This is a genomic window from Streptomyces sp. NPDC021020 (genome assembly GCF_044333285.1).
Lineage (GTDB): Bacteria > Actinomycetota > Actinomycetes > Streptomycetales > Streptomycetaceae > Actinacidiphila.
Genome location: NZ_JBIRQQ010000015.1, coordinates 117812 through 136551, shown reverse-complemented (window position 1 = coordinate 136551; position 18740 = coordinate 117812). Strand labels below are relative to the sequence as shown.

Annotated in this window: 21 protein-coding genes; 13 read left to right on the top strand and 8 right to left on the bottom strand. The window is 74.0% G+C overall.

Features of this window, described 5'->3' with window-relative positions; translation table 11 throughout:
• Window positions 1-446 precede the first annotated feature (446 nt).
• From mshD to ACH4SL_RS34615, 7 genes are all read right to left on the bottom strand, one after another.
• Entirely contained in the window at window positions 447-1373 is a 927-nt protein-coding gene (gene mshD, locus ACH4SL_RS34645; RefSeq protein WP_398453552.1) for a mycothiol synthase, read from the bottom strand.
• On the bottom strand, window positions 1370-2566 hold the full coding sequence (locus ACH4SL_RS34640; protein WP_398453550.1) for an MFS transporter: 1197 nt from the start codon (window positions 2564-2566) through the stop codon (window positions 1370-1372). Before ACH4SL_RS34640 ends, mshD begins: the two co-directional genes overlap by 4 nt.
• 89 nt (window positions 2567-2655) lie before the next feature.
• Window positions 2656-4074 (bottom strand): sensor histidine kinase, encoded by a 1419-nt coding sequence (locus tag ACH4SL_RS34635; RefSeq protein ID WP_398453546.1) that lies wholly within the window; start codon window positions 4072-4074, stop codon window positions 2656-2658.
• Complete coding sequence (locus ACH4SL_RS34630) at window positions 4071-4838, bottom strand: response regulator transcription factor (protein ID WP_398453544.1); 768 nt, start codon at window positions 4836-4838, stop codon at window positions 4071-4073. The genes ACH4SL_RS34635 and ACH4SL_RS34630 overlap by 4 nt, the downstream gene beginning before the upstream one ends.
• Window positions 4839-4973: 135 nt before the next feature.
• Entirely contained in the window at window positions 4974-6194 is a 1221-nt protein-coding gene (locus ACH4SL_RS34625; RefSeq protein ID WP_398453540.1) for a S1C family serine protease, read from the bottom strand.
• A gap of 138 nt (window positions 6195-6332) precedes the next feature.
• Complete coding sequence (locus ACH4SL_RS34620; protein WP_398453537.1) at window positions 6333-7355, bottom strand: LacI family DNA-binding transcriptional regulator; 1023 nt, start codon at window positions 7353-7355, stop codon at window positions 6333-6335.
• A 43-nt stretch (window positions 7356-7398) separates the two neighbouring features.
• Entirely contained in the window at window positions 7399-8157 is a 759-nt protein-coding gene (locus tag ACH4SL_RS34615) for a response regulator transcription factor (protein WP_398453534.1), read from the bottom strand.
• A 93-nt stretch (window positions 8158-8250) separates the two neighbouring features.
• Here ACH4SL_RS34615 and ACH4SL_RS34610 point away from each other — a divergent pair, with 93 nt between their 5' ends.
• From ACH4SL_RS34610 to ACH4SL_RS34575, 8 genes are all read left to right on the top strand, one after another.
• Window positions 8251-9078, top strand: a complete 828-nt coding sequence (locus ACH4SL_RS34610; RefSeq protein WP_398453532.1) for an alpha/beta fold hydrolase — start codon at window positions 8251-8253, stop codon at window positions 9076-9078.
• Window positions 9079-9196: 118 nt separating this feature from the next.
• Window positions 9197-9490 (top strand): MoaD/ThiS family protein, encoded by a 294-nt coding sequence (locus ACH4SL_RS34605; protein WP_398453529.1) that lies wholly within the window; start codon window positions 9197-9199, stop codon window positions 9488-9490.
• A complete protein-coding gene (locus ACH4SL_RS34600) occupies window positions 9487-11028 on the top strand; it encodes a hypothetical protein (RefSeq protein WP_398453526.1) in 1542 nt (513 codons plus the stop codon). Before ACH4SL_RS34605 ends, ACH4SL_RS34600 begins: the two co-directional genes overlap by 4 nt.
• Window positions 11029-11127: 99 nt before the next feature.
• Window positions 11128-11844 carry a DUF2993 domain-containing protein gene (locus ACH4SL_RS34595; protein ID WP_398453524.1) on the top strand — a complete coding sequence of 239 codons (717 nt, stop codon included), beginning with the start codon at window positions 11128-11130 and terminating at the stop codon, window positions 11842-11844.
• 156 nt (window positions 11845-12000) lie between these two features.
• A complete protein-coding gene (locus tag ACH4SL_RS34590) occupies window positions 12001-12081 on the top strand; it encodes a putative leader peptide (RefSeq protein ID WP_355342331.1) in 81 nt (26 codons plus the stop codon).
• A 189-nt stretch (window positions 12082-12270) separates the two neighbouring features.
• Window positions 12271-13107 carry a sulfurtransferase gene (locus ACH4SL_RS34585; RefSeq protein WP_398453521.1) on the top strand — a complete coding sequence of 279 codons (837 nt, stop codon included), beginning with the start codon at window positions 12271-12273 and terminating at the stop codon, window positions 13105-13107.
• A gap of 72 nt (window positions 13108-13179) precedes the next feature.
• A complete protein-coding gene (locus ACH4SL_RS34580; RefSeq protein ID WP_398192027.1) occupies window positions 13180-13470 on the top strand; it encodes a DUF1416 domain-containing protein in 291 nt (96 codons plus the stop codon).
• Window positions 13471-13591: 121 nt separating this feature from the next.
• Window positions 13592-13909: a DUF3099 domain-containing protein gene (locus ACH4SL_RS34575; RefSeq protein ID WP_398453519.1), complete on the top strand. Its 318-nt coding sequence runs from the start codon at window positions 13592-13594 to the stop codon at window positions 13907-13909.
• Window positions 13910-13980: 71 nt separating this feature from the next.
• On the opposite strand, the gene ACH4SL_RS34570 is transcribed toward ACH4SL_RS34575, so the two are convergent.
• On the bottom strand, window positions 13981-14343 hold the full coding sequence (locus ACH4SL_RS34570; protein ID WP_398453516.1) for a DsrE family protein: 363 nt from the start codon (window positions 14341-14343) through the stop codon (window positions 13981-13983).
• Window positions 14344-14492: 149 nt separating this feature from the next.
• Between ACH4SL_RS34570 and ACH4SL_RS34565 the strand changes: the two genes are divergently transcribed.
• The 5 genes from ACH4SL_RS34565 to ACH4SL_RS34545 all read left to right on the top strand — a co-directional run bounded on the left by ACH4SL_RS34565 (window position 14493) and on the right by ACH4SL_RS34545 (window position 18740).
• Window positions 14493-15332: a hypothetical protein gene (locus ACH4SL_RS34565; protein WP_398453514.1), complete on the top strand. Its 840-nt coding sequence runs from the start codon at window positions 14493-14495 to the stop codon at window positions 15330-15332.
• Window positions 15329-16387, top strand: a complete 1059-nt coding sequence (locus ACH4SL_RS34560; protein WP_398453512.1) for a hypothetical protein — start codon at window positions 15329-15331, stop codon at window positions 16385-16387. Before ACH4SL_RS34565 ends, ACH4SL_RS34560 begins: the two co-directional genes overlap by 4 nt.
• On the top strand, window positions 16387-17388 hold the full coding sequence (locus ACH4SL_RS34555) for a hypothetical protein (protein ID WP_398453510.1): 1002 nt from the start codon (window positions 16387-16389) through the stop codon (window positions 17386-17388). Before ACH4SL_RS34560 ends, ACH4SL_RS34555 begins: the two co-directional genes overlap by 1 nt.
• Window positions 17389-17593: 205 nt before the next feature.
• A complete protein-coding gene (locus ACH4SL_RS34550; RefSeq protein ID WP_398453507.1) occupies window positions 17594-18157 on the top strand; it encodes an FABP family protein in 564 nt (187 codons plus the stop codon).
• 109 nt (window positions 18158-18266) lie between these two features.
• The gene (locus ACH4SL_RS34545) at window positions 18267-18740 is read left to right on the top strand and encodes a Fur family transcriptional regulator (RefSeq protein WP_398453504.1); all 474 of its coding nucleotides are present in this window, start codon (window positions 18267-18269) and stop codon (window positions 18738-18740) included.

The window sequence follows — 18740 nt, the reverse complement described above, 5'->3', positions numbered from 1 at the left end:
AGGCGGCCTCCGGCCGTCGCTCCATTGTCTCGTGCGGAGGTGCCTTCCGGCAGGTCGGGGGAGTTCGGCCGGTGGGGGGCGGCGGGTTGCATCCTGCGATGCTGGCGGTTGCGGTTGAACCGCTGGTAACGAGAGTCTTGCCGTCAGGCAAGCGCAGCGCCTCCGGCGGGGTTGCCGTCACCGCGCGGGGTGACCCCCTCGGACCTTCGTTCCCTTACGCCAGGGGGGTGAGGCTCCGCCCTGCCGGGCGAGGGCACACCGCGCCCCTCCGCCGGTGGGTGGTTGCGCGCGCAGTCCCCCGCGCCCCTTCGCACCGGGGTGCCACTTGCGGTGGCGTTCGCGATCGTCCGCACGCTGTGGCTGGTCGCGCAGTTCCCCGCGCCCCTGGCCCGTCCCCTGCGCGGCATGCGCGAGCCCCTGACAGGGCGAACCCCGCCGGCCGGCGGCTAGCTCTCCGTGCGGTACATGAGGTCGACCTCGTGGGTGGTGAAGCCGAGGCGTTCGTAGACGGAGACGGCCGCGGTGTTGTCGGCGTCGACGTAGAGGAGGACGCCGGGGAGGTTGCGGTCCGTGGCGAGGTGGCGGAGGCCGATCGTGGTGAGGGCGCGGCCGAGGCCGCCGCCCTGCTCGCCGGGGGCGACGGCCACGACGTACACCTCGCCGAGGCCCAGGTCGGCGTGGACCTTCGTCCAGTGGAAGCCGACGAGGCGGTCGCCGCGGAAGGCGAGGAAGAAGCCCGCGGGGTCGAACCAGGACTCCGCCGTGCGGTCGTCGAGGTCGCGCTGCGTGAGCGAGCCCTGCTCGGGGTGGTGGGCAAAGGCCGCCGCGTTGACGGCGAGCCACGCCGCGTCGTCCTCGCCGGGGCGGAACGTGCGGACGGTGACGCCCGCGGGCAGGACGGGCGCGGCGAGCCCCGACAGCTCCGCGTCCAGGGACCTGCGCATCTGCCGCAGCTCGCGGAAGAGCTGGAGGCCGAGCTGCACGGACAGGTGCCGGGCGGCGGGGTGGCCGCCGTGCGCCCAGACGCGCAGCCGCCGGGCGGTCGCGGCGAGCAGCGCCTCGCCGAGGGCCCGCCCGTGGCCGTGCAGCCGGTGCCGCGGGTGGACGAGGAATTCCGCGGCGGGCGCCTCGACCGGGTCGGTGTCCTCGATCTGCGCGTAGCCGGCGAGCACGTGCCCGCCGCCCTCGCTGTCGGGGGCCCACAGCAGCAGGTGCCGCACCCCGGGGCGGCCGGGGTGCCGTACGTGCAGCCGGCCCTGCTCGGACACCGCGGGCTGGCCGTCGGCCGCCGCCGCGTCCTCGATCAGGTCCAGCACCGCGCGCGCGGTGCCGGTGGGCAGTTCGGTCAGGGTGTCGATCCGCCGGGCGCTCATGCCGGAATCGTACGGGCCCGGTCCGCGCGGCCGGCGGCGGGCACGGTCCCGCGCACCGGAATCAGCCCGGCGGAGGCGAAGGTGGCGGCCGCGGCCAGCGCGAAGCCCGGCCAGTACCCGGCGGCGCTGATGAGCGCGGCCATCAGCGGCGGCACGACCGCGGCGGTGAAGTTCTGCCCCGTGTTGTGGACGCCCAGCGCCCGCCCGGACCAGGCGGGCCCGGCGTGCTCGGCGGTGGAGGTGAAGGACAGCCCGTTGGTGCTCGCCGTGATGGCGATCGCGGCGACCAGCAGGACGGGCGTCAGCGGCGACGGGAAGGCGGTGCCCAGCGTGGTCGCGCCGACGACGGCCCCGGTCAGCAGCGCCAGCTGCCGCATGGGCCGCAGCCTGCTGCCGACCCGGTCGGACCACCGCCCGACCAGGATGCGCGACACCGCCCCCAGCCCCTGCCCGGCCGCGATGAGCTGCCCGGCGTGCACGGGCGTCCAGCCGCGTACGTCCACCAGCAGCACCAGCGCGAAGGCACCCGCGGTGAACTGCGCGACGACCAGCAGCGCGGCGGAGCCGTGGATCCGCCACAGCAGGCTCGACCCGCGGTAGGGGTTGGGTGCGGGCTCGGCGGCGGTGGTCTGCGGGCGGGCCGGGTCGGCGGCGAAGGCGGCGATCAGCACGGCGATGACCCCGCACGCCACCGCGAGGAAGCCGAAGGCGCCCGCGAGCCCGTGCCCGGCGGCCAGCGGCGGCATGGCCAGCGCGGCCACGCCCATGCCCAGCGGTGTGGAGGTCTGCCGGATGCCCATCGCGAGCCCCCGCTGCTCCTTGCCGAACCAGCCCATGACCAGCCGCCCGCTCGCGGAGTAGACGGACGCCCCGGTGGCCCCGGCCAGGGTGAGCATCGCCCCGAGCGCGACCATGCCGTGCACGCCCCACGCGGCGGCGGCCAGCGCCGCGGCGGCTCCGCCGAGCCCGGTGGCGATGACCACCCGCTCGCCCCAGCGGTCGGCGGCCGCGCCCCACCCGTAGAGCGCCAGCACCAGGCCCACGGTGGGGCAGGCGACGAGCACGCCGACCTGCGTGAGCGTGAGCCCCTCGCGTCCGCGCAGCTCGTCGGCCAGGTACGGCACTCCGTAGACGAAGGCGCAGGCCGCGGTCTGCGCCGCGGTCCCCAGGCCCAGCATGATCCAACGCCGCATGTCCGGCGCACCTCCCCGATCTGGATGGTGCGCCCAAGTATTCTCCGTCGGCCGGGATATGAGACGGCTATTTCGTATGATGAGACGCGTCAGGTCTCCGGGAGCGTCTCCGGCGGGGCCGTGGGGGCGCCGGGGAGCTGCACGGTCGCCAGCGTGCCGCCGCCCTCGGCGGGCGCCAGGGTGATCGTGCCGCCCGACTGCTGGACGATGCGGGCCACGATCGACAGCCCCAGCCCGCTGCCCGGCAGCGAGCGCGCGGTGGGCGAGCGCCAGAAGCGCTCGAAGACGTGCGGCAGCTCCTCGGCCGGGATGCCGGGCCCGTGGTCGCGCACGCTGAGCCGCCCCTCGTGCAGGGCGACGTCGATCACGCCGGACGGCGGGCTGAACTTCACCGCGTTGTCCAGCAGGTTCACGATGGCCCGCTCCAGCGCCGCCGCCTCGCCCCGGACGTACCAGGGCGCGAGTTCCGCGCCGATCGTCAGGCCCGGACCGCGCAGCCGGGCGCGGCGCAGCGCCGTCTCGGTGATCTCGTGCAGCGGCACCACGGTGAGGGAGCGGGCGGCCGCGTCGGCCCTGTTGAGCTCCTGGAGGTCGCCGATGAGCGCGGCCAGCTCCGTCATCTGCGCCTTGACCGAGGCGAGCAGCTCCCGCCGGTCCTCGGGCGGCAGTGGCCGGCCGGTCGCCTCGCTGCGCTCCAGCAGTTCGATGTTGGTGCGCAGCGACGTCAGCGGGGTGCGCAGCTCGTGCCCGGCGTCGGCGATGAGCTGCTGCTGGCGGTCCCGCGAGGACGCCAGCGCCGCGGTCATCGCGTTGAAGGACTGCCCGAGCCGGGCGATCTCGTCCTCGCCCTCGACAGGCAGCCGGACGTTCAGGTCCTCGGTCGCCGCGACGTGCTCGACCGCCTCGGTCAGCCGGTCCACCGGCCGCAGCCCGGTCCGCGCGACCCACAGCCCCGCGGTCGCCGCGCCGACGACGCCGACCCCGGCGACGGCGAGCAGCAGCCACGCCAGGTGGTCCAGGGTGCGGTCGATCTCGTCCAGGGGGCGGGACACCGTGATCGCGAGGTTCGTCCGGGCGTTGTTCTTGATCAGCGGCAGGGTCACGGCCCGCACCTGCTGCCCGCCGTCGGTGCGGGCGTTGTGCTTCGCCGAGTCCCGGGACCCGTCGGCCACCTGCACGTCGGTGTGCTGCACCTTGAGCGCCACCGCTCCCGCGCCCACGCACCGCTGCCCGTGCGAGTCGATGATCTGCACGCTGGTCAGGCCGGGCGGCAGGTTGTTGTTGCTGGGGGCGTTCGTCTGGCACTGGTCGAGGATGGACTCGATGTACACGTTGCCGCCGCGCGGGGTCAGCTGGGTCTCCAGCTGGGTGGTCAGCGTCGAGTCCAGCTGCGCGACGAGCTGGTCCCGCGTGATGAACCAGCACGCGAACGCCGCCGCCGCGACCGCGACCGCCACCGCCGCGGCCGTCAGCAGCGCCAGCCGGGAGCGCAGGGCGAGGCGTCTCACGCGTGACCGCCCTCCGGCGCGCGCAGCACGTAGCCGACGCCGCGCACGGTGTGCACCAGGCGCGGCATCCCGCCGGCCTCGGTCTTGCGGCGCAGGTACATGACGTAGACGTCCAGGGAGTTCGAGGACGGTTCGAAGTCGAAGCCCCACACGGCCTTGAGGATCTGCTCGCGGGTGAGGACCTGCCGCGGGTGGGTGAGGAACAGCTCCAGCAGGGTGTATTCGGTGCGGGTCAGCTCGACCGGGGTGCCGCCGCGGGTCACCTCGCGGGTCGTGACGTCCATCCGCAGGTCGGCGAAGGTCAGCGCCTGCTCGGCCGCGCCGCCGCCCGCGGCCGCCGCGGTGGCATAGGAGCTGCGGCGCAGCAGGGCGCGCAGCCGGGCGAGCAACTCGTCCAGCTCGAAGGGCTTGACGAGGTAGTCGTCCGCGCCCGCGTCAAGGCCGGTGACCCGGTCGCCGACGGTGTCGCGGGCGGTGAGCATGAGGATGGGTGTGGTCACCCCGGTCGCGCGCAGCCGGCGGGCGGTGGTCAGGCCGTCCATCCGCGGCATGAGCACGTCCAGCACGATCGCGTCCGGGTGGTACGCGTCGACGGCGTCGAGTGCCGCGAGGCCGTCCGCGGCCAGCTCGGTGTCGTAGCCCTCGAAGGCCAGGCTCCGCCGCAGCGCCTCGCGCACGGCGGGCTCGTCGTCGACGACCAGGACGCGGGCGGCGGTCTCGCCGGCGTCGGCGGTGCCGGGTGCGGAGCCGGGACCAGGGTTCATCTGCATCCTCGCGGGGGAAACGGGGCCGGAAACGGCCGGGCGGACAGTACGGGGAGCGCGGTACGGGGGTGCGGTGCGGGCGGGGCCGGCTCCTCGGGGGAGCCGGCGTCCCAGCCTCGCACGCCGCCGCTCCGCTCAGCTCGTGCCGTTCGTCCCGCTCGTGCTGTCGGAGCCGCCCGCCCGCAGCGTCGGCAGGTCGGCCTTCACGGTGTTGACCGGGATCGCGAAGCCGAGGCCGACGCTGCCCGACGACGACGAGGAGGAGCCGTCGGAGGAGGAGTCGGAGTACATGGCCGAGTTGATGCCGATGATCTGGCCGGACATGTTGATGAGGGCGCCGCCGGAGTTGCCGGGGTTGAGCGAGGCGTCGGTCTGGATCGCCTTGTACGTCGTGGTGGAGCTGCCGGTGTCGCCGTTGTACTGGTTGCCGCCGAAGGAGAAGGGCCACTGGTCGCCGCCCCGGCCGCCGTTGCCGCCCTGGCCGAAGCCCTGGCTGTTCTGGCCCTGGTTCTGGCCGGTCTCGACCGGCACGGTGACCTCGCGGTTGAGCGCGGAGACGATGCCGCTGGTCACGGTGTTGCTGAGGCCCTCGGGGGAGCCGATGGCGACGACCTGGTCGCCGATGGCCACCGAGGAGGAGTCGCCGAGCGACGCGACGGGCAGCTTCGAGGCGCCCTCGATCTGGATGAGCGCGAGGTCCTTCTTGGCGTCGGTGCCGACCACCTTCGCGGCGGCGGACTTGCCCGAGGCGTACGTGACGCTGATCTGCTGGGCGCCGGCGACCACGTGGTTGTTGGTGACGACCTGGCCGTCCGCGGTGATGATGACGCCGGAGCCGGTCGCCTTGCCCTGGCTGGACGCGGCGGTGATCTCCACGACGCTGGGGTCGACGGCCTTGACGACGCCGGCCACGGTGCCGTCCAGCGCGGCGGCGTTGACCGCGGCGGAGCTGGTGGCGGCGGCGTGCGCGGCGCCGGACGCGGAGTCGTCGGTGGCGTGCCCGATGAAGGCGCCGACGCCGCCGCCGATCAGGCCGGCCGCGACGGCCGCGGCCGCCATGAGCGCGACGGGCCTGCGTACCCGGCGCCGCGGGGCGGGCGCGACGGGCTCGCCGAAGGGGCCGGGGGCCGCCGTGTGGGCGTACGGGTCGTACGGGGGCGGCGGCGGGAAGCCCGGGTGGCCGCCGGCGGGGTGGACCGTGCCGGACAGGGCCGGGGGCTGGGACGGCGCCGGGGTGCCCTGCCCGTACGGCTCGGACGGGGCCGGGGCGTCCGGCGCCTGGGACTCGGAGTAGAGCGGAAGCTGCGGGTCGTGCGGGTACTGGGGTTCGCCGTTGCGGCTGCTCTCGTCGGTCATGTCTACGACTGTGCGGCCGGATTATGAGAGCGGGCTGAGCACACGCTGAGAAGCCCGGCAGAACCCCGTATGCCCGATATAAAGACAAGCGTCCGGACGATCGGATCCCGCGACGGGCCCGGCGGTTGGTGCGACCCCTCAGTGGCAGCCGCAGGACTGCCGGACCACCAGCCGGGACGGGAACTGCCGCAGCCGCTCGCGCCGCGCCCCCGGCACCCGCAGCGAGTCGTCCAGCACCGCGTCCACCGCCGCGCGCGCCATGCCCTGCCGGTCGGAGGCGACCGTGGTCAGCGGCGGGTCGGCGAGCCCGGCCTCCTTGACGTCGTCGAAGCCCGCGACCGCGAGCTGCTCGGGCACCTCGATGCGCAGCTCGCGCGCGGCCCGCAGCACCCCGAGCGCCTGGTCGTCCGTCGCGCAGAAGATCGCCGGCGGCCGGTCCGGTCCCGCCAGCAGGCCGAGCGCGACCTGGTAGGCGTCGTAGCGGTTGTACGGGGCCTGGAAGAGCCGGCCCTCGGTGCTGCGCCCGGCCTCCTCCATCGCGCGCCGCCAGCCCTCGACGTGGTCGGTGACCGGGTCGCCGACCATGGGCGTGACCTCGGTGCCGCCCAGGCACGCGACATAGGGGTGGCCGTGCTCCAGCAGATGCCGCACCGCGAGCTGCGCGCCGCCGATGTCGTCGGTGCGCACCGCGATGTCGTCGATCGCCTCGGGCCGCTCGTGCAGCAGCACCACCCGGGCGTCCCACGCGTCGATCTCGGTGGCCGCGTTGTCGCTGAGGCCCTGGCTGATGAGGATCAGCCCGGAGACCCGCATCCCGAGGAAGGCCCGCAGGTAGTGCGTCTCGCGCTCGTCGAGGTAGTCGGAGTTGCCGACCAGCACCATCTTGCCGCGCTCGGACGCGGCCTGTTCGACGGCGTGCGCCATCTCCGCGAAGAACGGCTGGCGCGCGTCCGGCACGATCAGGCCGATCAGGTCGGTACGGCGGCTGGCCATCGCCTGGGCCACGCGGTCCGGGCGGTAGCCGAGCTGCTTGATGGCCGCGAGCACGCGCTCGCGGGTGGCCGGGGCTACCGGCCGGGGTCCGTTGTTGATGACGTAGCTGACGACCGCGGTGGAGGTCCCCGCCAGCCTGGCCACGTCGTCGCGCGTCACCTTGGGCACGACGGGAAGTCTACGCGTGTCTATCCGTTCGTCACACGGATTGTCATACCGTCTGCTCTGCGGACGAACGGCTCCCGCGCCGGGCCGCCGGCTCGGCCGTCCCGGCAGCCTCCTCGGCACCCCGCTCCGCCTTCTCCGGGGTGACGAAACGGTAGCCGACGTTGCGCACCGTACCGATCAACGACTCGTGCTCCACGCCGAGTTTCGCCCGCAGCCGCCGTACGTGCACGTCCACCGTGCGGGTGCCGCCGAAGTAGTCGTAGCCCCACACCTCCTGGAGCAGCTGGGCGCGGGTGAAGACCCGGCCCGGGTGCTGGGCGAGGTACTTCAGCAGCTCGAACTCCTTGAAGGTCAGGTCCAGGACCCGGCCCTTGAGCTTGGCGCTGTAGGTGGCCTCGTCGACCGACAGGTCGCCGTTGCGGATCTCCATCGGGCTGTCGTCCCCGGCGATCTGCTGGCGCCCCATCGCGAGCCGCAGCCGCGCCTCGACCTCCGCCGGGCCCGCGGTGTCCAGCAGGACGTCGTCGATGCCCCAGTCCGCGGTCACCGCGGCGAGGCCGCCCTCGGTGACGACGAGCACGAGCGGGCAGCCGGGCCCGGTCGAGCGCAGCAGCTGGCACAGGCTGCGGACCTGCGGCAGGTCGCGGCGCCCGTCGATGAGGATGACGTCGGCGCCCGGGGTGTCGACGAGGGCCGGGCCCTCGGCGGGGGCGACCCGCACGTTGTGCAGCAGCAGCCCGAGCGCGGGCAGCACCTCGGTGGACGGCTGGAGTGCGTTCGTCAGCAGCAGCAGAGAACTCACACGGATCTCCCGTCGGTCGGACTGGTGCGAAAAAGCACGAAAGGACCCGGGGGCGGCATTGCCCAGGTCCTCTTGCACAGGAGAATAGCCGACATGACCACCGCTGCCGACCCTCACGACAGGCGTTTGTGTGTTTCCGCGCTCACTTCGGGTGGCCGGCGTGCCGTTCTGTTGACATCCGACGGTGTCCCGATCGACGCCGAGCACCGCCCGGCGGCGGGCGGCGCGAAGGACCTCGCAGTCGTCGTCGCGCACGGTTTCACCGGCGCCCTGGAGCGCCCCGCGGTGCGCCGCGCGGCGGGCGTGCTCGGCGCCGAGGGCGGCGTGGTGACCTTCTCCTTCCGCGGCCACGGCGGCTCGGGCGGGCGCTCCACGGTCGGCGACCGCGAGGTCCTGGACCTGGACGCCGCGGTGGGCTGGGCGCGGCGGCTGGGCTACGCGCGCGTCGCGACGGTCGGCTTCTCGATGGGCGGCTCCGTGGTGCTGCGGCACGCCGGGGCAGGTGCGGGCGCGGGGCTGCGGCCGGTCGACGCGGTCGTGTCCGTCAGCTCGCCCGCCCGCTGGTACTACCGCGGTACGGCGCCGATGCGGCGGGTGCACTGGGTCATCACCCGGCCCGCGGGGCGGCTGGTCTCCCGGGTCGGCCTGCGTACCCGGATCCACACCCGCGACTGGGACCCGGTGCCGCGCTCGCCCGTCGAGTCCGTGCCGTACATCGCGCCCGTGCCGCTGCTGGTCGTGCACGGCGACCGGGACGGCTACTTCCCGCTCGACCACCCGCTCTCGCTGGCCGCCGCGGCGGGCGAGGGCGGCGCCGAGCTGTGGATCGAACGCGGCTTCGGGCACGCCGAGAACGCCGCCGACGCCGCGCTGCTCGGCCGCGTCGGCGCCTGGATCACCGCGAGCTGCGCGCCCCGGTGAGCGGCCGGTGACCCCGCCGGGCGGTGCGAAGGGCCATCATGGACCTCGCCGCACCCCGCGAGGGCCCCGCGGCCGAGCAGGACCGGCACCACGACGCACGATGAGGGACGGAGCCCCGATGGCCGCAACCGACACGGCCGCTCGCCCGGCAGCGGGCACGATCCGCTACTGGGCCGCCGCCAAGGCCGCCGCGGGCACGGCGGAGGAGGACTACCGCGCGGCGACGCTCGCCGACGCGCTGAACGCCGCCCGGCAGCGGCACGCCGGGCGGCCGGAATTCGCGCGCGTGCTGCGCCGCTGCTCCTTCCTCGTCGACGGCAGCCCCGTCGGCACCCGCGACCACGCCGAGGTGCCGCTCCCGGACGGCGCGACCGTCGAGGTGCTGCCGCCCTTCGCGGGAGGCTCGGCATGAGCGACCACCGCGACGGCGGCCAGTACGGGTACGGCCCCGGCTACGGCCAGGGCGACGCGCAGGGCCGCGGCCACGACGAGCGGGCCCACGGCGCCGCGCCCTACCCCGTGGACGGCGCGTACGTGCCCGAGCCGCTGCCCTCCGGGCCGGCCCCGCACGCCGGCCAGGGCGCCCCCTTCGGCGCCCCGCCGCCCGGCGACGACTGGTCGGCCCACACCGCGGGCCCGGACGGCACGCCGTACGGCACCCCCGGCGACGCCTGGGCCGCCACCCCGCCGTCCGCCCACCCCTGGAACGCCGCCCAGCCCCCGTACGCGGAGGGCGCCCCCGGCTACGGCACGCCTCCCGGCTACGACCCGGGCGCCCCCGGTTACGGCGCCGACCCGGCCACGGGCCACGCTCCCGGGTACGGCGACGGCGGCTACGGCACACCCGGTTACGGCGCCGACCCGACCGCGGGCCACGCCCCCGGCTACGGCACGCCCCCCGGCTACGACCCGGGCGCCTCCGGTTACGACACCGCCGCTCCCGGCTACGACACCGCCGCCCCCGCCCATGTGCTCGGCCACGGCCCGCTCGGCTACGACGCCACCGGCGTGGACACCGGCGCCCCCTGGCAGCCGCAGCAGCAGCCCGCGCCGCACGCGTACGCCACCGCCTCCGCCGAGGCCGAGCCGTACGCGGCCGAGCACACCGCCGTCCTGCCCCCGATCCCCGAAGCGGGCGACGCCGCCCCCGGCCCCCGGGCCGCCCGGCGCGGCGGCCCCGCACCAGTGCGGCCCGACGGGCGGACCGGCTCGCCGATCATCGCGCCCGGCATCCAGCCCGCCGCCCTCACCGCGGCGCTCGGCCTGCTGCTCGCGGGCGGCGCGGCGGTCGGCAAGCCGGCGCTGGCCGTCGTGCTGGTGCTGCTCCAGGCGGTCACGGCCGCCGGCTGGTTCCGGCTCAACGGCATGTGGCCCGCCCGGCAGGGCATCGTGCTGGCCTTCCTCGCGGGCGTGACCGCCGACGTCGGCATGCTCGCCGCCGACGGCGACCACGCGCCCGCCGTGGTGCTGGGCACGCTCGGCGTGTGGCTGCTGCTCGTGCTCGTGCTGCAACTGCGCCACCACGGCAGCGCCGACGAGCGTCTGTCGTCCCTCACCGCGACCTCCGCCTCGACCCTGATCACCGTGCTGGCCTGCGGCTATCTGGCGACGCAGGTGTCGGACGCCGGCCACGGCCCGGTCGTCGCGGGCGCGGTGGCGGTCGCCGCCGCGGCGCTGGTGCGCGCGCTGCCGCTGCCCGGCGAGCCGCTGTCGCTCGGCGCGGCGCTGCTCGTGGCCGCGGCGACGGGCGCGCTGACCGGCCCGGCGGTCGACCTGGGCACGGGCAAGGGCGTGCTGCTCGCGGCCGCGGCCGGGGCGTGCGCGCTGATCGGGCTGCGGGTGGCGAGCTACGACTTCCCGTCGCGGTTCGTGCACTTCACCGCGGGGGTGGCCCTGCCGCTCACCGCCGCGGCACCCGTCGTCTACGCTCTGGGCCGCGCGCTGACCTGAGGTAACGGTTCGGGGCCGGGGGGAACCGCGGCCCCCCTGCCGCCCGTCAGGCGTTGCGGGAAGTGTCAGGGGTGGGACCGAATGGGGAGTGGCGGACGCATGGGCTCGTGGCGGGTATGGCGGACGATCCTGATCATCGTGGTGATACTCGGCGGCCTGTTCTACGCCGCCGACTGGTTCGCGGTGCGCGTGGTGGAGGACCGGGCCGCGGACAAGGCCCGTACGTCCGAGGGCCTGGACCACAAGCCGTCGCTGTCGATAGACCACTTCCCGCGGCCCTTCCTGACGCAGGTGCTCTTCGGCAAGATCAAGCACGTCTCGATCAAGGCCGAGGACGTCAACGCGGGCGGCGGCCGGCAGGAGGTGCGGATCACGACCTTCACCGCCGACCTCTACGACGTGAAGCTCTCCGACAGCTTCTCGAAGGCGACCGCCGACCGCGCCACCGGCGACGCGTTCGTGAGCTACGACGACCTGTCGAAGTCCGCGCCCCCCGGGGTCAAGGTGAGCGCCGCGCCGCCGGCCGCGGACGGCTCCGCGCGGGTGAAGCTGTCCGCGTCGCTGCCCGGCATGGGCGGTGACCTCAGCGTCTTCAGCCGGGTCGAGGTGAGCGGCCAGAAGATCACCATGCACGCCGAGAGCATGCCCAAGGAGATCACCGCGCTGGGCCTGGAGAAGTCCGTCCGCAAGCAGATCGACTTCGACGCGAACCTCACGCACCTTCCGCACGGCATCACCCTCACCAAGGCGGTCGGCACCTCCACCGGGATGGACATCAAGGCCGCGGGACAGAACGTGGAGCTGGTCTCCGGCTGATCCACGGCCTGACCGGGGCTTTCGGGCCGGGGGCAGATCGTCACGGAGACGGGCGGGCGCTGCGGCGCCCGCCCGTTTTCCGGTATATGGACAATCTTGTCTCGTCATTTGACACGCCGGTGACACTCGCGGGTCCGTTTCCCTACGATCGGGACCATGAAGCGACAGGCGGATCTCACGAAGCGGCGGGCAGTCGATCTGTGCCGCGTCGCCGCCATGCTCTGTCGCATGCCCTGAGGGGCGGCAGCTCTCCCGCACCGCGCGTCCGGCCGCAAGGCGTCAGCGCTCCTGCCTGCCCCGCGCCGTGCCGCGCGCCGACGAAGCCGCCCGCCGGCACCGCACCCCCGCACCTCGCACCGCAACCGCACCGCGCGCCGCGAACCACGCAGCAACCGCAGCATCCGTACTGCCCCGGAGGAGAACAGCATGAGCCGCAGTGACGTCCTGGTCGACGCCGACTGGGTCGAGGCCCACATCGACGACCCCAAGGTGGTCATCGTCGAGGTGGACGAGGACACCTCGGCGTACGACAAGAACCACATCAAGAACGCCGTCCGCATCGACTGGAAGCAGGACCTCCAGGACCCGGTCCGCCGCGACTTCGTGGACCAGGCGGGCTTCGAGGCGCTGCTGTCCGCCAAGGGCATCGCCAACGACGACACGGTCGTCCTCTACGGCGGCAACAACAACTGGTTCGCGTCCTACGCGTACTGGTACTTCAAGCTCTACGGCCACGACTCGGTCAAGCTGCTCGACGGCGGCCGCAAGAAGTGGGAGCTGGACTCCCGCGACCTCGTCGCCGCCGTGCCGACGCGCGCCGCGACCGACTACAAGGCCAAGGCCCAGAACACCGCGATCCGCGCCTACCGCGACGACGTCGTGGCCGCGATCGGCACGCTGAACCTGGTCGACGTCCGCTCGCCCGACGAGTTCTCCGGCAAGCTGCTCGCCCCGGCCCACCTGCCGCAGGAGCAGTCGCAGCGCCCCGGCCACGTGCCGAGCGCCCGCAACATCCCGTGGTCGAAGAACGCCAACGACGACGGCACGTTCAAGTCCGACGACGAGCTGAAGAAGCTCTACGAGGACGAGAACGTCGACCTGGCCAAGGACACCATCGCGTACTGCCGCATCGGCGAGCGCTCCGCGCTCACCTGGTTCGTGCTGCACGAGCTGCTCGACCAGGGCAACGTCAAGAACTACGACGGCTCGTGGACCGAGTACGGCTCGCTGGTGGGCGTGCCGATCGAGCTCGGCGCCAACTGACCCGACTCCCGGGCACCACGGTCACCACGACCACCCGATCGACCCCCAGCGACAAGGCGAGGACTGAACGTTATGTGTGGAGCGAAGGCCGGCGGCCCGGAACTGGCGGGCATCGACGTGGCCAAGGAGACCATCATCCAGGGCTCCGTCACCCGTGACGGCGAGCCCGTCAGCGGGTACGTGCGACTCCTGGACGGCGGCGGCGAGTTCACCGCCGAGGTGCCGACCTCGGCGACCGGGCAGTTCCGCTTCTTCGCGGCGCCCGGCACCTGGACGCTGCGCGCGCTCGTCCCCGGCGCGACGGTGGACCGCACGGTCGTGGCCCAGCAGGGCACGCCCTCCGAGGTGGCCATCGCCGTCTGAGACGGTGTGACCGGCATACGGTCGTCGTAGAGCGGAGGGCCGCATCCCGTGACGGGGTGCGGTCCTCCGCCGTGCTGTCCGTTCTGTTTCGGTATCCGCCTGGCGGACGTACCGTTGAGATGTGGACGCACGACGCCGTCACTGGTATTTCGCCATGATGGGCACCTGTGTGGTGCTGTTCGTCATGGCATGGGCGGTCGTGCGCCTGTGGTCCGTCCCGGCCGCGATCGTGATGTGCCTGGTGGCCATGACCATCCCGCCCTTCGCGGCGATCGTCGCCAACCGGCGCCGCCCGGGGGAGCGGTGGTTCGACGAGCAGGACGGGTCGGAGGACGACGACGGCACCGACGACGGGCGCGGCTCCGACACCGGCGACGCGCAGTCGGACGCGTGGTGGAACGAACTGGAGGGGCGGGGCCGCAAGGACCGCCGCAGATGAGGCCGGGGCCGCGAGGCCCCGCTTTTCCTGTGCCTCCGTGTCGCCGTGCCGCCGTGCTTCCGTGCGCCGTCTCAGTAGACGAGCGCCCGCACGCCCTCCGGCATGATCTCGCTGACGAAGACCTGCGCGCCCGCGATGCGGACACCCGGCAGGACGTCCCGCTCGCCGATGTCGCGACGGGCGGCGCACTGGCTGCACAGCGTGACCTGGCCCGCGCCGATGACCGCGTCGAGCAGGTCGGGAAGCGGCGCGGCGTGCGGGAGTTCGAACTCCGCGGCCCTTCCCGGCAGCGCGAACCAGGCCGACTCGCCCGTCAGCCACAGCGACACCTGCACCCCGCTCGCCACCGCGACCGCCGCCACCGTGAAGGCCTGCGAGCACCGCTCGGGCGCGTCGGCGCCCGCCGTCACCTTGATCACCAGCTTGTTCGCCATCCGACCAGCGTAGATGCCGGGTGTATGTGGCACACGTCACGCCGAGCCTGTGCATATTCGGTGGAGGTCCGGTGTGGCGGCTGGACATAATACGAGTCCGTGTGTGATCGACCGCACACGTGTACGTACATACGCCTGGGGGGGCATTCATGGAGGAGTGGGGCGGCGACGTGCGCCGCGACGACGGCGAGGGCGCGGCCGGCAGCGCCGGTGGGGAAGCGGCGCCGTATTTCGCACCGGAGCTGACCGGGGCCACCGCCCCGCCCGTGCCCGCCGAGCGGCCCTACCGGCCGTGGGCCCGCCGGAAGCTCACGCTCGCCGTCGCCGCGGCCCTCGTGGTCGGCGTGCTGGCCGGCGGCGGCGCGGGCTACGCCGTGCAGAGCGGCCGCCCGGCCACACCGCTGCCGCCGCTCGTCGGCGCGGCCCCGACCCGGCCCGCGGGCCCCGGGCCCACCCAGCCCGCGCCCCAGGCCGCCGACGACCGCAACGCGATCTTCGAGGGCAACCTGCTCAAACTCCTGGTGGCAGCCCCCGGCGGGGCCAAGCACAGCGAGCGCGGCTGGCTCACGCAGTCCGAGCTGGCCGACGAGCTGGTCAACTACAACGCCTTCGAGGAACTCAACGAACGCGGATTCCGCCGCGCGGTCGAGGCCACCTGGGATTCCGGGCACGACGACGAGGTCACCACCGACGTCCTGCTCACCCAATACCGCGACGACACGAGCGTCTACACCGAGCAGGCGCTGCGCGACGCCGTGAGCTCCATGGACTTCGACCACCAGCACAGCGGCATCTCGCTGCCCGGCACCGTCGACGGCGTGGTGATGCCCTCGACCCTGCCCTACAAGGAGCACGACCTGGAGGTGTACGTCGGCCAGGCCTGCGCCCGGGTCGGCAACATCCTCGTCGAGGTCTACATCTCGTCGCTCGACCCGGTGAGCGAGAAAGCCCTCCGGTCCGTGATCACGAAGCAGCTGGAGCGGCTGTGAGCGACGAGACCCCCCGCCCCGAGCAGCCCGAGCCGGCCGCCACGCCGGAGACACCCGCCGTACCCGCGCCGGAGGCGACGCCTGAGCCGGAGACCGCCGCCGTGCCGGAGCCGGAGCCCGCGGCCGGGACCGCCCCGGAGGGCGTGCTTCCCGTGCAGCCCGCGGCGCTCGCCGCGCCCGCGCCCGTACCGCCGCCGCCTTCCGCGTACGGCTACCCGGCCGCGCAGTCGTACGCCTACCCGGCGTGGGGGGCGCCCGTGCCGCCCGCGCCCCCGCGCCGGAAGCGGCGGACCGCGCTGCTCGTGACCGGTGCCCTCGTGGTGGTCGCCGCGGCCGGCGGGGGCTACGCGCTCACCCGGGACGGCGACGGCGGCAAGCCCGTGGCCAAGCCCTCGGCGACAGCCACGCCGACGCCGAGCAGCACGTACGCGGTGACCGCGGGCGGCACCCACATCGGCGACCTCGGCCAGATGCTGCTGCCGATGCCCGAGGGCATGCGGCCGGGCGCGGACGTCGAGCAGTTCGGCAACGACACCGTCCTCGACGCCTCGCGGGCGAAGACGCTGCTCATGGGCGGCGACAGCGGGTCCTCCCTCTTCACCTCCGCCCAGCGCCGCAAGCTCGAATCCGACATCGACGCGATGCACGTCAAGGGCGCCGCCCTGCGCACGTACCGCACCGCGGACAACAAGCAGACGTACCAGGTCGTCCTCGTACAGGTCGGCAACAAGACGGCCGCGGGCGCCGGGCCCGAGGCCTACCGCTCGCTGACCAAGGGCTCGAAGTACCTGGAGACGGGCCCGGACGTGCCCGGCTACCCGCACGCGGTGTGCGTGCGCCCCTCCGACGACGCGTACGACGATTTCAGCGACGACGACTACGACGATTTCGACGACTACGGCCCGCCGTCCACCGACACCATGTTCTGCGAGGCCACGGAGGGCGACCTGATGGTGCAGTTCCAGGCGGTCGGCGTCGGACTGGACGAGGACGAGATCTCCTCGCTGCTGCGCCGCCAGCTCGACCGCGTCAAGGCGCCGGGGGAGGGAATCTGATGTCCGACGTGTCCGAAACCCCCGCCGAGCAGCTCGCCGAGCCCGCGCCCGTACCCGTACCCGTACCCGAGCCGACCGCTCCCGAGCCGGCACCGACCGCTCCCGAGCCCGCACTGTCCGCTCCCGAGCCCGCGCCCGCACCGTCCGCGCCCGCCTACCCCGCCCTGCCGCCCGCCTACGCGCCGCCCGCGTACGCGCCGCCTCCGCCCGGGTACGTGCCCGGCGCGCAGGCCGTGCCGTCCGCGCCCCGGCGGATGAGCCCGCGGACGCGGGTGACGCTGCGCTGGACCGCCGTCCTGCTGGTCTTCGCCGTCTTCGGCGCCGGTACTGCCTACGCCGTGACGCGCCCGGAGCGTACGAAGATCCCCGGCCTGAAGACGCCCGACGACGGCCGCTGGACGTACCCCGCGCTCGCGCTGCCGCAGCTGCCGGGCAGCAGGCCCCGCCCCTTCGACGCCACGCGCAACCCCGCGGCCGTGCACTACGCCGACCTGCGGACCCTGCTCCTCCCCGAGCCGCAGGACGCGGTGGACGACACTGCGCTGCCCGGCGCGAAGGGCTGGCTGCCGTCCGCCGCGTATCTCGCGACGCGCCCGAACGGCGACGGCCCGCAGCAGGAGGCCGCGCTCAAGGACGGCGGCCTGCGGCACATCGCGGCGCGCGGCTGGACCATGCCGGACGGCACCCACGGGCAGGTGTACCTGCTCCAGTTCATCTCCCGCGCCTACGCGGGCCGCTACGCGCAGAACCAGGAGTCGACGCCCCCCGAGGGCGTGTCCGCGGGCGTCAAGGACACCGCGCCGGCCGACCTCACGCACCCCGAGGGCACAGCCGTCCACGCGTTCGGCGAGAAGGCCCCGTACGGCCCGGAGATGACGCGGTACGCCACCGTCGAGGCGGGCGACACCGTCGTGGTCGTGACGCTCACCCGCAAGGGCGGCGCCGTGCCGGAGGAGGCCTTCGCGCAGACCGTCGCCCTCCAGGCGCAGATGCTCGGCTGACCCCGCGCCCCAGGCCGGACGGCCTGCCCGCGTCTCCGCAGGGCCGCGCACTAGACTTGGTCGCGGCCCTGCCCGCTGCCCTCGCGAGGAGCACGTCCCGTGCACATTGAGTACTACTTCGACGCCCTGCTCGTGCTGGTGTGCGTCGCCGTCGCCGCGTTCGCGCTCTACGCGGTCAAGAAGCTCTACCAGGGCCAGCGCTGACATGATCGAGATTCCCTCCGACCTGCACCCCGACCTCGTGCCGCTGGCCTTCCTGCTGGGCCGCTGGGAGGGCGCGGGGGTCTTCGACTTCCCCGGCGCCGAGAAGTGCAACTTCGGGCAGGAGGTCGCCTTCCGCCACGACGGCCGGCCGTTCCTGGAGTACACCTCGCACACCTGGGTGCTGGACGCCGAGGGCAGCAAGACCCGTCCGCTGGAGAGCGAGACCGGCTACTGGCGGATCGGCGCCGACCGCAAGGTCGACGTCACGACCACCCGCGACGAGGGCGTCGTCGAGATCTGGACCGGCGAGCTGGCCGAGGGCAAGCCGCAGATCGACCTGGTCACGGACGCGGTCGCCCGGCTGCCCTTCGCCCCGGAGTACAGCGGCGGCAAGCGGCTGTACGGCTACGTCAAGAGCGACCTGATGTGGGTCGGCGAGAAGGCCACCCCGTCCGTGCCGCTGCGCCCGTACATGTCCGCGCACCTGAAGAAGGTCGTGGACCCGCGCGAGTGGGTCGGCGACCTCAAGGACCTCCCGGACGACGGGATCGCCTTCTTCAAGTAGGGCGGGCGGGGGTCTGGGAGCAGCGGGCGGGGTCCGGGAGTAGGGGTCCGACTCCTGCATACGGGTCCGGACCCGGGGTGCAGGGGTGTCACCGTCCTACACTGGCCACGTGGTCACCACCGACTGGAAGAGCGACCTGCGCCGCCGCGGCTACCGGCTCACGCCGCAGCGGCAGCTGGTGCTGGAAGCGGTCGACGTCCTGGAGCACGCCACCCCGGACGGCATCCTGTGCGAGGTGCGCAGGACGGCCTCGGGGATCAACATCTCCACCGTCTACCGCACCCTGGAGCTGCTGGAGGAGCTGGGCCTGGTCAGCCATGCCCACCTCGGGCACGGCGCGCCCACGTACCACCTCGCGGACCGGCACGACCACATGCACCTGGTGTGCCGCGACTGCGACGTGGTCACCGAGGCCGACGTCTCGGTGGCCGCGCCGCTCGGCGAGGAGCTGCACGAGCGCTTCGGTTTCGAGACGGACATGAAGCACTTCGCCATCTTCGGCCGCTGCGCGGACTGCGCGGCGAAGGCGGCCGCCCGCGAGGCGGCGGAGGACGGCGGAAAGTCCGCGCCGGGCGGGTCGTAG

Excerpts from the sequence above, each read along its gene's own strand:
- mshD (WP_398453552.1), bottom strand. The coding sequence starts at position 1,373 with ATGAGCGCCCGGCGGATCGACACCCTGACCGAACTGCCCACCGGCACC.
- ACH4SL_RS34640 (WP_398453550.1), bottom strand. The coding sequence starts at position 2,566 with ATGCGGCGTTGGATCATGCTGGGCCTGGGGACCGCGGCGCAGACCGCG.
- ACH4SL_RS34630 (WP_398453544.1), bottom strand. The coding sequence starts at position 4,838 with ATGAACCCTGGTCCCGGCTCCGCACCCGGCACCGCCGACGCCGGCGAG.
- ACH4SL_RS34625 (WP_398453540.1), bottom strand. The coding sequence starts at position 6,194 with ATGACCGACGAGAGCAGCCGCAACGGCGAACCCCAGTACCCGCACGAC.
- ACH4SL_RS34610 (WP_398453532.1), top strand. The coding sequence starts at position 8,251 with ATGACCACCGCTGCCGACCCTCACGACAGGCGTTTGTGTGTTTCCGCG.
- ACH4SL_RS34605 (WP_398453529.1), top strand. The coding sequence starts at position 9,197 with ATGGCCGCAACCGACACGGCCGCTCGCCCGGCAGCGGGCACGATCCGC.
- ACH4SL_RS34600 (WP_398453526.1), top strand. The coding sequence starts at position 9,487 with ATGAGCGACCACCGCGACGGCGGCCAGTACGGGTACGGCCCCGGCTAC.
- ACH4SL_RS34595 (WP_398453524.1), top strand. The coding sequence starts at position 11,128 with ATGGGCTCGTGGCGGGTATGGCGGACGATCCTGATCATCGTGGTGATA.
- ACH4SL_RS34590 (WP_355342331.1), top strand. The coding sequence starts at position 12,001 with ATGAAGCGACAGGCGGATCTCACGAAGCGGCGGGCAGTCGATCTGTGC.
- ACH4SL_RS34585 (WP_398453521.1), top strand. The coding sequence starts at position 12,271 with ATGAGCCGCAGTGACGTCCTGGTCGACGCCGACTGGGTCGAGGCCCAC.
- ACH4SL_RS34580 (WP_398192027.1), top strand. The coding sequence starts at position 13,180 with ATGTGTGGAGCGAAGGCCGGCGGCCCGGAACTGGCGGGCATCGACGTG.
- ACH4SL_RS34570 (WP_398453516.1), bottom strand. The coding sequence starts at position 14,343 with ATGGCGAACAAGCTGGTGATCAAGGTGACGGCGGGCGCCGACGCGCCC.
- ACH4SL_RS34565 (WP_398453514.1), top strand. The coding sequence starts at position 14,493 with ATGGAGGAGTGGGGCGGCGACGTGCGCCGCGACGACGGCGAGGGCGCG.
- ACH4SL_RS34555 (WP_398453510.1), top strand. The coding sequence starts at position 16,387 with ATGTCCGACGTGTCCGAAACCCCCGCCGAGCAGCTCGCCGAGCCCGCG.
- ACH4SL_RS34550 (WP_398453507.1), top strand. The coding sequence starts at position 17,594 with ATGATCGAGATTCCCTCCGACCTGCACCCCGACCTCGTGCCGCTGGCC.